Source organism: Bradyrhizobium diazoefficiens USDA 110 (assembly GCF_000011365.1).
In the GTDB taxonomy this organism is placed as follows: Bacteria; Pseudomonadota; Alphaproteobacteria; order Rhizobiales; family Xanthobacteraceae; genus Bradyrhizobium; species Bradyrhizobium diazoefficiens.
The window spans coordinates 6,864,377-6,878,544 of the sequence record NC_004463.1 but is presented as its reverse complement, the minus strand read 5'-3'; the positions used below and the strand labels follow the sequence as shown (position 1 = coordinate 6,878,544).

Genomic DNA, 14,168 nt, shown 5'->3' with positions numbered 1-14,168 from the left:
CTCACGCGTCGGCAGGTGATACCTCGCGCTGCTCCGTCGCGACGATGCGCGCCGACAGCGTGACCAGTCCCATCAGCACAGCCAGCAGCCAGAACGCCGTCGGCAATCCGCCAAGTCGTGCGACGAAGCCGACGCCGGCGGGACCAACGAGGATGCCGGCGTAGCCCGCGGTCGTGATCGCCGCGACGGCGAGCCCCGTGGGCATCACCGTCTGCCGGGCTGCCCGGCGGAACAGCACCGGCACGAGGTTCGAGGCGCCGAGGCCGATGAGCAGGAAGCCGACTATGGCGACCGCCGCAACCGGAGCCGTGAGCAGCACCGCAAAGCCCGCGACCGCAATGATGCTCCCCCAGAACAGGGTGGTGCGATCCCCGATGCGCGCAACGACGGCGTCGCCGCCGAGTCGCCCCATCGTCATCGCGATCGAGAACACGATGTAGCCGATCCCGCCTTGCGCCTCGGAGACGAGGCCGGCGCCGATGACGAGCAGTGCGCCCCAATCGAGCATCGCGCCTTCGACCAGGAAGGTGATGGCGCCGAGCAGCGCGAGCAGAAGCACGGAGCCGTGCGGCAGCACGAACAGCGGTCCGTCCTGCACCTGCACTGAGCGAAGCAGGCGCGACCAGGTCACAAGCATCGCAATCAGCATCAGGACGGAGCAAATAAGCGTGCAGGCGAGCGCGCCGAGTTGCAGGGAGAGCAGCGCGGTCATCAGCGCTGATCCGGCGAAGCCGCCGATGCTGAACAGCGCGTGGAAGCCGGACATCAGCGGACGTTTCGCTGCGCGCTCCACCTCCACCGCATGGATGTTCATGGCGACGTCGATGGAGCCGAGCGCGGCGCCGAAGGCGAGCAGCGCCAGTGCCAGCGTTGCCGGCGAGCTTGCGATGGCCAGCAGAGGCAGGACCAGCGCCAGACCGAGTCCGCCGGCGATGATGATCGGCCTGCTGCCGTAACGCGCGCTCATGATTCCGGTCAGAAGCATTGCGACGACCGAGCCGATGCCGAGGCTGAGCAGCAGCAGTCCGAGAACGCCGTCGTCGACGCCGAGCCGTGCTTTCGCAAATGGCACCAGAGGCGCCCAGCACGCGATGCCGAAGCCCGCGACGAGGAAGGCAAGTCGCGTCGCAAGCCGTGTCGCCGGCCGGTCGGCAGAAAGCATGAGAACTCCGGAAGCAGAGGCAAGGAGGGCGCGGTCGACAAGCCCGACGATTACCGCGACTTTATGTCCTGATGTGCCCGATTTGTCGCAGCAGTTCCCAGATGTTGCGGAGCATCTCGGCGCCGGCGGATTGCCTGTCAGGCAAGACACCGCCCCTGTTTCGCCGCCTCGTCAATCCCTCCTCGCAAATATATTCCACTTTACCGAAATTCGGAAATGACGTATGTGTCGCCCATCCCGGCTTGATCTTGAGGGGCGATCTTGTGTCGTCACGTTTCGCGAGCCGGGCTTGCGGTGGACGCGGCAGCGTCGGGCGCGAGAGTTAAGGGCAGGGCGGATTGCTCTCCGTGAGCCCAAGACTTCGTGCTGGATGAGCGGCGCTGTCAGGTTCGTCTCGCCCGTAAGTTTCCGGCTTCGTCGACAGGGCTGGGAAAACTGCGGCGAAATGGCGAGCCGTGCGTACGGCAAAACCGTGTGGTCCTGGCCGTCGTTGCTACGGTCAAGCTCCTGCGAATGCGGCCGTCGCGCCAACCGGCGCGGCGCCGGCGACTTTCGCGAGAGCGAGGGAGGCCAGAACGAACTCGGCTCCCGGGAGAGCACGGCATAAGCCGTCCAACCACTGCGCAGGGAAGGCCGAGTGATTGGCTACACCTGTATGCTGCTGTGCGGTTTCCCTGCGTGTGCTTTCGCGCAGCAGACCGCGGGTGCCAGCCGGCACCCGGCCTTCCCTGCGCCCTCTTGATTGGGAGGGTGGAGAGATCAAGCAAAGCTCGGGCGAATTACGCCGCGAGAATGCGAAGGCGTGTCTGCGACCACACGCTCGCTGTCCTCGCCCGCGAAGGCGGGCGATCCAGTATTCCAGAAGCGGTTGTGATGGAGCCGAGAAGCTGCGGCGTACTGGATTCCCCGCCTTCGCGGGGAATGACAGTATCATCTGGAGAACCAGCCCATACCTCATCCTCCGTCATTGCGAGCGCAGCGAAGCGATCCAGAACTGTGTCCGCGGAAAGACTCTGGATTGCTTCGCTGCGCTCGCAATGACGACCGGCAAGTCTGATACTCCGCTGACCATGGGCAAATACGACAACGTCCAGGAGTTCAGGTTCGGTGTCGGCACCTCGTTCCAGCGCTGCGACACCTGCACGGGACGTCGTGGCATTTTGTCGTGCATTTGTGAAAACGCGTGATCAGCTTCCGGATGGATGGAACGTCAAAACCGCATTGAAGTTGCTGCCAAATCGTCCTGTTGCGCCGATGTGAAAGTGTCGGGCGAGAGCTGTTCGCCTCGCGCGCGCGTGGACAGCCTGCGGCGGATGTCCGATAATACCTTCCGCAAATTGCGGGGCGCTGTGGCCTGCACTTGGACCCGCGGAAGGACTGACCCGATGACACAGGCAGGCGCCTACGGACAGAGGCTAGGGCAGTTCCTGCGTTTGAAGGATGCGCCGCCCTCGCTGGTTACGCGCTCGCTGCGTAGCGCCGAGCTCGCGGTGACCGAAACCCGGAATGACAACCCGGTGCCCGGCCTGTCCGGATCGCTCGCCGCCGAAGATGCCTTTCTCGTCAGCCTGAAGCTGCACGACTACCCGGATTGCGAGCTCTGGGAGCGCGGCAAATGCATCATGACCGCGGACGTCCATGCGGGTACGACCTATTTGTACGACCTCAAGTGCGATCCGCGCTACGTGATCGACAAGCCGTTCCACTCCCTGTTCTTCTACATTCCACGTTCGGCGCTCGACAGCATCGCCGAACAGTGCAACGCGCCGCGGGTTGACGAGCTCGACTGTCAGATCGGCGTTGGCCATGACGACCGAATCGTCCGCCACATCGGCGCGTCGCTGCAGGAGGGCCTGCGCCGGCCGGACGAGGCCAATCAGCTTTTCATCGATCACATGATGCTCGGGCTGACCGCCCATGTCGCCCAGACCTATGGCGGGCTCCAGCGCACGTCCGGGCTTGCGCGCGGCGGTCTCGCGCCGTGGCAGGCGAAACGCGCCTGCGAGAGGCTCGAATCGGATCTCGGCGGCAAGCTCTCGTTGCAGAGGATCGCGGCCGAGCTCGACCTTTCGGTCAGCCATTTCTCCCGCGCGTTTCGAATCTCGGTCGGTGTGCCGCCGCACCAATGGCTGCTTCAGCAGCGCGTGAAGGCCGCCAAGCAGTTGATGAGCGTCCGCGACCTGCCGCTGTCGGAGATCGCGATCTCGGCCGGGTTTGCCAACCAGAGTCACTTCACGCGCGTGTTCTCCTCGATCGTCGGCGTCAGCCCGGCAGCATGGCGCCGCGAGATGCTCGGTGCATCGAACGGCGAGACTTGAATCCGGACGCCTTCCGTCCTCAGCGGCGCTTCGCGAGCGAGATCATGTAGGCGGCGCGCCGCGCTGCAAAGATCTCGTCCGGCGGGTGACCGATGCCCTCGGCGAGATTGGCCGGATTGAAGATGGTGACGTCGCAGGCCTGATCCGGCTCGAAGCCCGTGATCACGATCGTGCCCAGGCGCACCTCGTCGCGTTGATCCTCGTCGGGCCAGCGTATGGTGACATCCATGGTGGGGTCGCCGGGGCGGTCGAGCAGCGCCATGACGTTGAAGCGGACATTGCCCGCAGCGATCCGCGTGCCGAGGTCGTCGTGCAGGAAGTCGGCCGGCTTCGTCCTGGCTTCGTCCTCGCTCAGCGTGATCTCGCCGCGGGCCGGGACGACCTTGAACTTGATGAAGCGGGTCTCGCCTTGTTCGTTTGTTGCCGGAAAGGCATGGACGCCCCAATAGGTCGTGCCGGCAAAGCTTCCGGGCAACGCACGCGCGGCGATGTAATTCGCCTGGTTCAGCGTCTCGGGATTGGCCGCCGAGAACGCTTTCACTTTCGCCATGTCCGGCTTGCCATCGGGTCCCGGGATACGCGCCTTGAGAAAGGCCAGCATCTGGTCGAGCGTTCGTGCAAAATGCACCGGCGCGCTCTCCACCAGAATATCCGAGCGATGATCGTCGTCGCCAAGCTTGAAGCTGAAGCCACGCAGCACCAGATTGTTGGTATCCGCGACGTTGGGATTGCCGCCGCCGACCGAGAAGCGCGCCAGCACGCGCGATGGCCTTGTGAAGCTCTGCGACCGCGTAATCTCCTCCGCGCGGTCCGACGGGGTGTAGGTACCTCGAACGCACCAGCCCTTGGCGAAGCTGGCGCGGACCTTCGGTGGATTGCCCGCGACGGCCTTCAGGGCGTCGACGATGGAGGCGGGCGTTGCGGCATCGTTCGGGCTCTCGGCCATGGCGGATCTCTCGCGTGTGCGAGCCAGATTCTAGCCGCGATACGGACCCGCGATCTTTCCCAAAGCGGTCGGGTTTTGCCCAATCCTGCTCAAGACAGGTGCCTCGGGCCGGCCAACATAGCCGATGCTCGCAATCGCCTGACCCATCAGGGAATGTTGGGTTGCGTCTCCGCCAGCGGTATCCAGCCGCCGTCGCCACGTTGGAAGAGCGGGCACCCGAAGACTGCGCGAACCGGAAGGGCCGTGGTCGAGGCATGCCAGCGATTGGTTTGCTTCATCGCAACGACCATGCCGGCAATTTCGACGCCGATCGTCTGCAAAAGCCGCACCGCCGCGAGCGCAGTCGCGCCGGTCGAGATCGCATCGTCGACCAGCACGACCCGGCGGCCTTCGAGCAGGGGCAGCAGGTTCGGATCGAGGCGCAGCTTTTTCCCGGCGTCGGGGCTGGTGATCGAACTGACGGGCTCAGAGAACGCGTCGTCGTACCAGAATTTACGGGAATAGCCGAGCGGGACATAGCGCGTCTGTCCCAGCCGTTCGGCGACCAGCGATGCGAAGGCAAGACCAAGGGTCGGGAGCCCGACGATGATCTCGGCATCGAGCGCGCGCGCCTGCGTCGCCATATGGTCGGCCAGCGCGGCGACGACGAGGTGTGAGGCCTGATTGGCGATCAGCGATGCGACGGCGCGGTCGCCATCGGGCAGTTGGCGCAGCGGCAGAACCAGGATACGGCCGCAGGGGAGTGTCGCGGGATAGCCCAAGCGATAAGGTGGCGTAGCCGGGCAACGCAAGGGAACCTCCGGCGTCAGCTCCTGCCAGTAGCCGGTCGTCGCCTCGGTATAAGTCTCGCTTGCGCTCATGCCGGCATCAGAGGCCTAACCACCGAGGATTCGCCGGCAGGCGTCGACGAAGACCTGCGCGCCCGTGACGATGTCGGCGTCCGCGGTGTTCTCGGTCCAGTGATGGCTGATGCCGCCGATCGACGGCACGAACAGCATCCCCGCGGGCATGATGGTCGCAAGCATCTGCGCGTCGTGGCCGGCGCCGCTGGGCATGCGGATGGATCGTCCGCCGGCGACAGCCTTGCTCGCGGCATCGATCGCGTCCTGAAAGCCGGAGTCCATCAAGGCGGGAGCACCGGTGCGAATCTTCTCCACGGTGACGCTGCAGGGGCCGCTGGCGTTGACCTCGTCCGACATGGCCTTCAGCAATTCCTCCAGGCGCGCGATGACCGCCGGGTTGTCGTCGCGGATCTGGAACAGCATTTCGGCGCCACCCGGAATGATGCTCGGCGCGCCCGGATCGAGCGTGATGCGGCCCGTGGTCCAGACCGTGCGCGGACCGCACGCGGCCGGGAAGCGCTCGTCGATCGCGACGCAGAATTTGGCCAGCGCAAGGCCGGCGTCCTTGCGCGCAGCCATGCGGGTGGTACCGGCGTGGTTCTGCTCGCCGACAAAGTTGATCCGGTATTGCCAGATGCCGACGATCGAGGTCACGACGCCGACCGCGAGCTGTCCGCTCTCGAGCGTATCGCCCTGCTCGATATGCGCCTCCAGATATCCGACGTGCCGCCCCTTCTCGGCGGTGATGCGCGAGCGTCCCGCGAGCCCCATGTCGGCGAGCGCGTCGCGCATGGGCCGCCCGTTGGTGCGGTCGCGCGCGGAGTCGATGTCCGCCTCGGTCACTTGCCCCACATAGGAGCGCGAGCCGAGGAAGCTGCCAAAGTGTCCTTCCTCGTCGCACCAGGCGGCGACTTCGACCGCGCCGTTCACGGACGGATCGGCATTGAGCACCCGCGCGGCTTCGAGCGCGTAGACGACACCGAGCGGACCATCGAGCCAGCCGGCGTAGTTCTGGCTTTCCAGGTGCGAGCCCGCCAGAAGCTTTGGGCCGGGCTTGGTGCTCGTCCCGAACACATTGCCGATGCCGTCGACCGCGGCGGAGAGAGACGCGTCGGGCAGCTTCTGAACCAGCCATTCCAGCGATTGCTTGTGCGGTTCGGAGAAGGTCGGCTTGTGCACGCCGGTCTTGTAGGCGCCGATGGCGCGCAGCGCATTGAGGTCGGCGAGAACGCGTGCGCCGTCGAAGGAAGGACCATTGTCAGGCATGTTCGGCAACCTTCAACGCCTCGGTGCGGATTTCCTCGACCAGCCGTTCCTTGAGCTGGACGAATTCCGGCGTGGTCTTGATCTTGTAGGAACGCGGATGCGGCAGGTCTATGGCAATCTCGGCCTTGATGCGGCCGGGGCGTGCGCTCATGACGATGACGCGGCTGCCGAGGAAGATCGCCTCCTCGATGTCGTGGGTCACGAACAGCACGGTCTTCTGGTCGCGCTCCCAGATCCCGAGCAGCATTTCCTGCATCAAGGCGCGAGTCTGGTTGTCGAGCGCGCCGAAGGGCTCGTCGAGCAGCAGAATCTTTGGATCATTGGCAAGCGCGCGGGCGATTGCCGTGCGCTGCTGCATGCCGCCGGAGAGCTGCTTGGGCCAATGGTTCTCGAAGCCGGACAATCCGACCTGGCGGATGAAGGCGTCGGCGATCTTGTACCGTTCGTCCTGCGACACGCCGCGCTCGCGCAGGCCGAAGGCGATGTTCTCGCGCACGGTCAGCCAGGGAAACAGCGTGTAGGACTGGAACACCATGCCGCGATCCGCCCCCGGGCCCGTCACCTCGCGCCCGTCGAGCGTGACGCGCCCGCCGGTCGGGCGGTCGAGGCCGGCGACGATACGAAGCAGCGTGGACTTGCCGCAGCCGGAGGGGCCGAGGATGGTGACGAAGTCGTTGTTGCCGATGATGAGGTCGGTCGGCTCCAGCGCCCTGGTCGGCGCATTTCCGTGGCGCGCGGGGAAGGTCCGTGAGACCTGTTCGATCTTCAGCGTCGTCATGCGAGCTTCCACGGAAACAGCCAGGCGTTGAACGCCTTGAACAGGAAGTCGGAGACGAGGCCGATCAGCCCGATCACGATGATGCCGAAGATGATCTGGCCGGTGTTGAGCAGCGCCTGGCTGTCGGTGATCATATGGCCGATACCGGAGGACGAGCCGATCAGCTCGGCGACGATGACATAGGTCCAGGCCCAGCCCAGCACCAGCCGCAGGATCTCGGCGATCTCCGGCGCGGAGGAGGGCAGCAGCACACGGCGGATGATGCCGCGGTCGCTGGCCCCGAGCGTATAGGCCGCCTCGACCAGATCGCGCCGCGTCGCGCCGACGGTCACCGCCACCATCAGGATGACCTGGAACACCGAGCCGATGAAGATGACGAGCAGCTTTTGCAGCTCGCCGATGCCGGCCCACAGGATCAAGAGCGGGATGAAGGCGGAGGCGGGCAGGTAGCGTGCAAAGGAGACGAACGGTTCGAGAAAGGCCTCGACCGGCTTGTAGGCACCCATCAGCACGCCGAACGGCACCGCGATGATCGCGGCGAGCGCGAAGCCGCCGACGACGCGCCAGATCGTCATGCCGATGTCGAACATGAAGCCTTGCTTCGTCAGCAGGTCAAAACCTTCCTGCACCATGGTCAGCGGGTTGGCGAGGAAGGTCTTCGACACATGGCCGCCGAAGGTCGCCCAGGACCAGAGGGCAACGAACAGCACGAAGAAAGCGAGGCCAAAGGCCACACGCTGCCTCGATGTCACGGGATCCAGGGGACGCATCAAACTGTCTATCCGAATAATCGATCACGCGCCGGCTCCGCCTCCTGGCGGAACCGGCAGCTTGCAGAAGTCTACTTGATGAAGCTCGCGTCGTAGAGGTCCTCGACCTTCGGCGCGGCCTTGATGATGCCGATCTCGAGCAGGAGCTCGGCGGCGTCCTTGTTGAAGGTCAGGAAATCGCCCGCGAAGAACTTCTGGTTCGCGGCCTTGTCCTGCCAGCGCAGATATTTCGCCGAGTTGCCGAACTGCTCGCCGGTCTGCTTCACGTCCGCGCCCATGATCTCATAGGCCTTGGCCTGGTCCTTGGCGATCAAGTCGAGCGCCTCGAAATAGCTGTTGGCGAGCGCCTGCGCCGCCTTCGGATTCTCGCTCAGGAATTTCGGCGTGCAGCCAAACGTGTCCATCACGATCGGATAATCCAGCGTGGTGGCGATGATCTTGCCCTTGTCGGGCGCGGCGCGCACGGTCGACAGATACGGCTCGTAGGTCATGGCGGCGTCGTTCTGGCCGGAGACGAAGGCCTGCGCGGCCGCGGCGGGCTCGAGATTCACCACGGTCACGTCCTTCGTGGTGAGGCCGTTCTTCTTGAGCATCCAGGCCAGCGCAAAATACGGCGAGGTGCCCGGCGCGGAGGCCGCAACCGTCTTGCCCTTCAGATCCTTGATCGCGGCGATGTCGTTGCGCACGGCCATGCCGTCGGCGCCATAGCTCTTGTCGAGCTGGAAGATCTGCTTGGTGGCGACGCCGTTGGCGTTCCAGGAGATCCAGGTCTCGACCGTGGTTGCCGCGCACTGGATGTCGCCGGAAGCAATCGCAAGATGGCGGTCCTTCTGCGGGATCTTCTTGATCGTGACGTCGAGGCCGTTCTTCTTGAAGATGCCGGCTTCCTTCGCCAGCGTCAGCGGCGCGAAGCCGGTCCACCCGGAGATGCCGACGCCGACCTTGACGTCGTCGGCGAGCACCGGAGTGGAGGCCGCCAGGGCAATGATTGTCGCGAATACCTTTGAACTACGCATGATTGTCGTCCTCTTGCCGATCGATGGATTGACGTCCTGTTGATCTGTTCGTGTCGGTCCATGCGGACCTTTGCCCGAAGCGTTGCACGAATTGTGCCGACATTGGTCTCTCAGCCTCCCTTGAATCGGGCGACAAGGCGGTGGGAGTCACCGGGATAGAGCAGCCGCACGGCGGTGATCGTGCGCGTACTGCGCCAGGTGTAGCGGTCGATCACGAGGCAGGGCGCGCCGACGGCGATGTCGAGCGCTTGCGCCGCGCGATCGTCCGCAACGATGGCGCTGATCGTATGCTCGGCCTCCGTCCATGGGACATGGTGAAGCAGCCACGAGCCGGGCGGTTCGCGCGAGAAGTCCGCGGTCGCGGCATCCGGCACGGACGAGAGGTCGATCAGCCTGTCCTCGGCGGCAAACGGCACGTTGTCGGCGCTATGGCGGCAGGCGATCGCGACCACCTTGCCGGCCTTCTTCACGCCAAGACGGTCGCGGTCGGCGGCGGTCGCTATTCGCAGCTTGCGATGGATCAGCTCGTAGCCGTAAGCGCGGCCGAGTGCGGTGATCTCGGCGCGGATGTCGGCGATCTTGAGCACCGCGGACTGATGCTGCGGCCGGCGGACGAACGATCCGGCGCGGCGCCGCCGCTCGATCAAGTCGGCCTGCGCGAGTTCCGACAGCGCCTTGTTCACGGTCATGCGCGAGCAGCCGTAGCGCGCCACCAGTTCGTGCTCGAACGGAATGCGATGACCCGGCGGCCACTCGCCGGTCAGGATGCGATTCTCGATGTCGGCGCGGATCCGCTTGTAGAGCGTCGGCTGGTCGGCGCCATCAGTAGCGAGGCTCATGCGAGGAGCCTCCGTACCGATGCGTTGAAGCGCTCGCGCGCTGCCTGGCGCAGCCGGTGCCGTCCGCCCTCGACGACCTTGTCGCCGCCGGCCCAGACGCAATCGATCGCGCCGCCGCCTGCCGCAAAGATCCAGCCGTCGATGGCCGCATCGCCCTGACGTCCCGCGAGCGACGGATGCGCGGCATCGAGCGTGACGATGTCGGCGCGTGCCCCCGGCGTGAGGCCGGCAGTCGGCTGCGCAAGTGCCCGCGAGCCGCCGGCGAGGGCTTGATCGAACAGCGTGCGTCCGGTCGAGGCGCCAGCGCCGCCGGAGAGCACATTGCGCTGGCGATGCTTCAGCCGCTGGCCATATTCGAGCTGGCGCAGCTCGTCGGCGGCACCGACCAGCACATTCGAATCGGTGCCGACGCCGAACCGGCCGCCGGCGTCGAGGAATTCGCGGGCTGGAAAAATGCCGTCGCCGAGGCTCGCTTCGGTGATGGGGCAGAGGCCGGCAACCGCGCCTGTCCTGGCGAGCGCGGTGACCTCCTCGTTCGTCGTGTGGGTTGCGTGGATGAGGCACCAGCGTTGATCGACCGGTGCGTGCTCCAGCAGCCATTGCACAGGGCGCCGGCTCGACCAGGCCAGGCAATCCTCGACTTCCTTCACCTGCTCTGCGGCATGAATGTGCACAGGGCCGCCGTCGGCGAGCGGAATGATCGCCGCGAACTCGTCCGGTGCCACCGCGCGCAAGCTGTGCGGCGCGATGCCGATATTGGCCCCTGGCAATGTTGCGATCGCTTTGCGCGAGGCAGCCATCAGCGCCGCAAACCGATCGACCGAGCAGATGAAGCGGCGTTGGCCGGCATGTGGTGCTGCGCCCCCAAAAGAGCCATGCGCATAAAAACTCGGCAGCAGCGTCAGCGCAATACCCGACGCTTCGGCAGCCTGCGCAATGCGCGTGGCCATTTCGGCGAGGTCGGCGTAGGGCGAGCCGTCGCGATCGTGATGCAAATAGTGGAATTCGCCGACGCGGGTAAAACCCTGCTCCAGCATCTCGACATAAAGCAGCGTTGCGACGGCCGCGACATCGTCCGGCGTCATCGCCAGCGCGAAGCGGTACATCGTCTCGCGCCAGGTCCAGAACGTGTCGGTCGAGTCGCCGCGCTGTTCCGCAAGTCCCGCCATGCCGCGCTGGAAGGCGTGGCTGTGCAGGCTCGCCAGCCCCGGAAGCGCGATGTCGTGGCGCTCGTCGCCGGCGGGCGGCGACACGCCCGGCGTCACCGCCGCGATCGCGCCGGCGGTGATCACCACCTGCACGTCATTGGCCCAGCCCGAGGGCAGGAGCGCGGAGGCGAAATGCAGTCGGGTCATGATTACACGCCGGCTGGACAGAACCGCCTTACGATTATATGTCTAGACATATAAGTCAAGCATCCCAGGGCGCAGGGACATCCGCGAAGGGACAGTTGCATGGCAGAGCGCTTCGACCGGATCTGGCACAATGCCCGCCTCGCCACGATGCGGGCCGATCGCCCCGATCTCGGCGAAATCGAGCACGGCCTGATTGCCGCGCGCGGCGGCCACATCGTCTATGCGGGTGCGGCGGCGGACTTTCCGGCGGACGCAGATGCCATCAAGCGGATCGATTGCGCGGGGCGCTGGATCACGCCGGGCCTCGTCGACTGCCACACTCATCTGGTCTATGGCGGCAACCGTGCGCACGAGTTCGAGCTGCGGCTGAAGGGGGCAAGCTATGAGGAGATCGCGCGCGCCGGCGGCGGCATCGTCTCGACGGTGGCCGCGACGCGCAAGGCGAGCGAGGCCGAGCTCGTCGCAAGCGCGCTGCCGCGGCTCGACGCGCTGATCGGCGAGGGCGCCACCACGGTCGAGATCAAGTCCGGCTACGGCCTCGATGCCGAGACCGAGATGCGTCAGCTCGCAGCTGCGCGCAGCCTCGGCCGCCAGCGGCCGGTTGCGATCCGCACGTCCTTCCTCGGCGCCCATGCGCTGCCGCCCGAGGCGGATGGTGACAAGGATCGCTATATCGATCTCGTGTGCAAGGAGATGCTGCCCGCGGTTGCCAAGGCTGGTCTTGCCGATGCCGTCGACACCTTCATGGAGGGCATCGCGTTTTCCGCCGGGCAGACCGCGCGGGTGTTCGAGACGGCGAGGGGACTCGGGCTGCCGGTGAAGCTTCATGCCGACCAATTGTCGAACCTCGGCGGTGCCGCGCTCGCTGCCAAATTCTCCGCACTGTCGGCCGATCATCTCGAGCATACCGATGAAGCAGGTGCGGCCGCGATGGCGAAGGCGGGAACGGTGGCTGTGCTGTTGCCGGGCGCCTTCTATTTCATCCGCGAGACGCAGAAGCCGCCGGTCGAGTCGTTCCGCAAGCACGGCGTCCACATGGCGCTGGCGTCGGACTGCAATCCCGGTAGCTCGCCGCTGACCTCGCTGCTGCTGGCGATGAACATGGGCGCGACGCTGTTCCGGATGACAGTGGCCGAATGCCTCGCCGGCGTCACCCGCGAAGGCGCGCACGCGCTTGGCGTGCTCGATGAAACCGGGACGTTAGAGGCCGGCAAATGGTGCGATCTCGCGATCTGGGACATCGAGCGGCCCGCCGAGCTCGTTTACCGCATCGGCTTCAATCCGCTGCACCGCCGGGTTTGGAGGGGGCAATGACGGAGCAGGACGCGGCGATCGTCGTCAAACCGGGAACGGTCAGCCTCGACGATCTCGCGCGCGTGCTTGCGGGACAGCCCGTCGTGCTCGATCCGTCGTTCTGGCCGCGTGTCGAAGCAGCCGCGGCGATCGTCGCCAAGGCGGCGCAAGCGGACACCCCCGTCTACGGCATCAATACCGGCTTCGGAAAGCTCGCCTCGAAGCGCATCCCGCCTGACCAGACCGCGCTGCTCCAGCGCAACCTCATCGTCTCGCATTGCTGCGGTGTCGGTCCGGCGACGCCGGAGCCGATCGTGCGGCTGATGATGGCGCTGAAGATCATCTCGCTGGGGCGCGGCGCATCTGGCGTACGCCGCGAGGTGATCGAGCAGTTGCAGGGAATGCTGGCGCGGCGCGTCTGTCCGCTGGTTCCGCAGCAGGGCTCGGTCGGCGCCTCCGGTGACCTCGCGCCGCTCGCGCACATGACCGCCGTCATGATCGGCGAGGGACAGGCGATTGTCGACGGCAAGACCGTGTCCGGCGGCGAGGCACTCGCTGCCGCCGGGCTTGCGCCGCTGACCCTCGGGCCCAAGGAGGGGCTCGCGCTGATCAACGGCACGCAGTTTTCGACCGCCTATGCCATTTCCGGCGTGCTGCGTGGGTTTCATCTGGCCCGTGCCGCGCTCGTCACCGGCGCGCTGTCGGTCGATGCGGCGATGGCCTCCACAGCGCCGTTCCGCCCTGAAATCCAGGCGCTGCGCGGCCATGCCGGGCAGATCGCCGCGGCTGCGACGCTGACCGCGCTGCTCGACGGCAGCGACATCCGCCTGTCGCATCTCGAAGGCGACGAACGCGTGCAGGATCCCTATTGCCTGCGCTGCCAGCCGCAGGTCGCAGGGGCCGCGCTCGATCTGATCACGCAGACTGCGCGAGCCCTGATCGTCGAGGCCAATGCCGTCACCGACAACCCGCTCGTCCTGGTCGAGACCGGCGAGATCGTCTCCGGCGGCAATTTCCACGCCGAGCCCGTGGCGTTTGCGGCCGATACGATCGCGCTCGCGCTGTCGGAGATCGGCGCGATCAGCGAGCGGCGCATCGCGACGCTGGTCGATCCCGCGCTGAATTTCGGTCTGCCGCCGTTCCTCACGCCCGATCCCGGCGTCAATTCCGGCTTCATGATCGCCGAAGTGACGGCGGCCGCGCTCTATGCCGAGAACAAGCAGCGTGCGGCTGCCTGCTCGATCGATTCGACGCCGACCAGCGCCAATCAGGAAGACCATGTGTCGATGGCGGCGCATGCGGCGCGGCGCCTCGCCGATATGGCGGACAATCTCGCCGCCATCCTCGGCATCGAGCTTCTGGTCGCCGCGCAAGGCATTACGCTGCGCGCGCCGCATGCGACCAGCGCGCCGCTCGTCGCCGTCATCGCCGCGCTCCGCGAACAGGTGCCCGCGCTCGGTGCCGACCGCTACATGGCCGGCGATCTCGCCAAGGCAGCCGCGCTCGTCGAGGCCGATGCGCTGCCGGCGGCTGCGATCGGCGTGCTCCCATCTGATCCATTTCCGAGACTTGCCTGAAGAGGT

12 protein-coding genes are annotated in these 14,168 nt (G+C 66.0%); 3 read left to right on the top strand and 9 right to left on the bottom strand.

Annotated features, from left to right (window positions below; genetic code table 11):
• Position 1 precedes the first annotated feature (1 nt).
• On the bottom strand, positions 2 to 1,162 hold the full coding sequence (locus tag BJA_RS31670; protein WP_038966754.1) for an MFS transporter: 1,161 nt from the start codon (positions 1,160 to 1,162) through the stop codon (positions 2 to 4).
• A gap of 1,385 nt (positions 1,163 to 2,547) precedes the next feature.
• On the opposite strand from BJA_RS31670, the gene BJA_RS31665 reads away from it, so the two are divergent.
• On the top strand, positions 2,548 to 3,480 hold the full coding sequence (locus tag BJA_RS31665) for a helix-turn-helix domain-containing protein (protein ID WP_028174327.1): 933 nt from the start codon (positions 2,548 to 2,550) through the stop codon (positions 3,478 to 3,480).
• A 19-nt stretch (positions 3,481 to 3,499) separates the two neighbouring features.
• Here the strand turns inward: BJA_RS31665 and BJA_RS31660 are convergent, their stop codons facing one another.
• From BJA_RS31660 to BJA_RS31625, 8 genes are all read right to left on the bottom strand, one after another.
• A complete protein-coding gene (locus BJA_RS31660) occupies positions 3,500 to 4,426 on the bottom strand; it encodes a catalase family peroxidase (RefSeq protein ID WP_011088991.1) in 927 nt (308 codons plus the stop codon).
• Between the two features lie 146 nt (positions 4,427 to 4,572).
• Entirely contained in the window at positions 4,573 to 5,286 is a 714-nt protein-coding gene (locus BJA_RS31655) for a phosphoribosyltransferase (RefSeq protein ID WP_011088990.1), read from the bottom strand.
• A 15-nt stretch (positions 5,287 to 5,301) separates the two neighbouring features.
• Positions 5,302 to 6,534, bottom strand: a complete 1,233-nt coding sequence (locus BJA_RS31650) for a Zn-dependent hydrolase (RefSeq protein ID WP_011088989.1) — start codon at positions 6,532 to 6,534, stop codon at positions 5,302 to 5,304.
• Positions 6,527 to 7,312 carry an ABC transporter ATP-binding protein gene (locus BJA_RS31645; RefSeq protein ID WP_038966753.1) on the bottom strand — a complete coding sequence of 262 codons (786 nt, stop codon included), beginning with the start codon at positions 7,310 to 7,312 and terminating at the stop codon, positions 6,527 to 6,529. The genes BJA_RS31650 and BJA_RS31645 overlap by 8 nt, the downstream gene beginning before the upstream one ends.
• On the bottom strand, positions 7,309 to 8,082 hold the full coding sequence (locus BJA_RS31640; protein ID WP_011088987.1) for an ABC transporter permease: 774 nt from the start codon (positions 8,080 to 8,082) through the stop codon (positions 7,309 to 7,311). Before BJA_RS31640 ends, BJA_RS31645 begins: the two co-directional genes overlap by 4 nt.
• Positions 8,083 to 8,153: 71 nt before the next feature.
• Positions 8,154 to 9,098: an ABC transporter substrate-binding protein gene (locus tag BJA_RS31635; protein ID WP_011088986.1), complete on the bottom strand. Its 945-nt coding sequence runs from the start codon at positions 9,096 to 9,098 to the stop codon at positions 8,154 to 8,156.
• Between the two features lie 110 nt (positions 9,099 to 9,208).
• The gene (gene hutC, locus BJA_RS31630) at positions 9,209 to 9,937 is read right to left on the bottom strand and encodes a histidine utilization repressor (protein WP_011088985.1); all 729 of its coding nucleotides are present in this window, start codon (positions 9,935 to 9,937) and stop codon (positions 9,209 to 9,211) included.
• A complete protein-coding gene (locus BJA_RS31625; RefSeq protein ID WP_011088984.1) occupies positions 9,934 to 11,292 on the bottom strand; it encodes a formimidoylglutamate deiminase in 1,359 nt (452 codons plus the stop codon). Before BJA_RS31625 ends, hutC begins: the two co-directional genes overlap by 4 nt.
• A 99-nt stretch (positions 11,293 to 11,391) precedes the next feature.
• On the opposite strand from BJA_RS31625, the gene hutI reads away from it, so the two are divergent.
• The gene (gene hutI, locus BJA_RS31620) at positions 11,392 to 12,606 is read left to right on the top strand and encodes an imidazolonepropionase (RefSeq protein WP_011088983.1); all 1,215 of its coding nucleotides are present in this window, start codon (positions 11,392 to 11,394) and stop codon (positions 12,604 to 12,606) included.
• Complete coding sequence (gene hutH, locus BJA_RS31615) at positions 12,603 to 14,162, top strand: histidine ammonia-lyase (RefSeq protein WP_011088982.1); 1,560 nt, start codon at positions 12,603 to 12,605, stop codon at positions 14,160 to 14,162. Before hutI ends, hutH begins: the two co-directional genes overlap by 4 nt.
• Positions 14,163 to 14,168: the final 6 nt, after the last annotated feature.

What these genes read in the sequence shown, in the direction of transcription:
- BJA_RS31645 (WP_038966753.1), bottom strand. Translation starts at nt 7,312, where the DNA reads ATGACGACGCTGAAGATCGAACAGGTCTCACGGACCTTCCCCGCGCGC.
- BJA_RS31655 (WP_011088990.1), bottom strand. Translation starts at nt 5,286, where the DNA reads ATGAGCGCAAGCGAGACTTATACCGAGGCGACGACCGGCTACTGGCAG.
- BJA_RS31635 (WP_011088986.1), bottom strand. Translation starts at nt 9,098, where the DNA reads ATGCGTAGTTCAAAGGTATTCGCGACAATCATTGCCCTGGCGGCCTCC.
- hutI (WP_011088983.1), top strand. Translation starts at nt 11,392, where the DNA reads ATGGCAGAGCGCTTCGACCGGATCTGGCACAATGCCCGCCTCGCCACG.
- BJA_RS31660 (WP_011088991.1), bottom strand. Translation starts at nt 4,426, where the DNA reads ATGGCCGAGAGCCCGAACGATGCCGCAACGCCCGCCTCCATCGTCGAC.
- hutC (WP_011088985.1), bottom strand. Translation starts at nt 9,937, where the DNA reads ATGAGCCTCGCTACTGATGGCGCCGACCAGCCGACGCTCTACAAGCGG.
- BJA_RS31670 (WP_038966754.1), bottom strand. Translation starts at nt 1,162, where the DNA reads ATGCTTTCTGCCGACCGGCCGGCGACACGGCTTGCGACGCGACTTGCC.
- BJA_RS31625 (WP_011088984.1), bottom strand. Translation starts at nt 11,292, where the DNA reads ATGACCCGACTGCATTTCGCCTCCGCGCTCCTGCCCTCGGGCTGGGCC.
- BJA_RS31640 (WP_011088987.1), bottom strand. Translation starts at nt 8,082, where the DNA reads ATGCGTCCCCTGGATCCCGTGACATCGAGGCAGCGTGTGGCCTTTGGC.
- hutH (WP_011088982.1), top strand. Translation starts at nt 12,603, where the DNA reads ATGACGGAGCAGGACGCGGCGATCGTCGTCAAACCGGGAACGGTCAGC.
- BJA_RS31650 (WP_011088989.1), bottom strand. Translation starts at nt 6,534, where the DNA reads ATGCCTGACAATGGTCCTTCCTTCGACGGCGCACGCGTTCTCGCCGAC.
- BJA_RS31665 (WP_028174327.1), top strand. Translation starts at nt 2,548, where the DNA reads ATGACACAGGCAGGCGCCTACGGACAGAGGCTAGGGCAGTTCCTGCGT.